Raw genomic sequence first — 512 nt, 5'->3', positions numbered from 1 at the left:
AAAAAAGCAGTATCCAAATCGGTTCTGTTGCAAAGTTTTTAAAGCTAAGCTAAACTTTTGCAAAACAGAGTGAGGAGAATCATAAATGGGATATTTTAAAGGAAAGCAATTTAAACAAGATATTATTTTGGTGGCCGTTGGCTACTATTGTCGTTTTTCTTTAAGTTATCGTGATGTCTCTGAAATTTTGAAAGAACGTGGTGTTTCAGTTCATCCAACAACTATTATGCGCTGGGTTCATGAATATGGCCACCTAATCTATCAAATTTGGAAGAAGAAAAATAAAAGAGTACAACTATCTTGGAAATTGGATGAGACCTATATAAAAGTCAAAGGAGAATGGCGTTACCTGTATCGTGCAATTGATAAAGAAGGGTACACATTGGATATTCAACTTCGTAAAAAACGGGATCATCAGGCTGCATATGCCTTTATGAAAAGGTTAGTGAAAACGTTTGGAGAACCAACGGTTCTAACAACAGACAAAGCACCGGCATTACTTTGTGCATTCA

General features: G+C 35.7%; 1 protein-coding gene. It reads left to right on the top strand.

Going from position 1 to position 512, the window contains the following annotated elements; genetic code table 11:
• Window positions 1-85: 85 nt before the first annotated feature.
• A partial coding sequence (locus tag CN326_RS23905; RefSeq protein WP_141525134.1) for an IS6 family transposase occupies window positions 86-512 on the top strand: 427 nt, incomplete at its 3' end.

Source organism: Bacillus sp. AFS018417, from assembly GCF_002560985.1.
Taxonomy (GTDB): domain Bacteria; phylum Bacillota; class Bacilli; order Bacillales; family Bacillaceae_G; genus Bacillus_A; species Bacillus_A rhizoplanae.
This window is presented reverse-complemented; position numbering and strand designations above follow the sequence as displayed.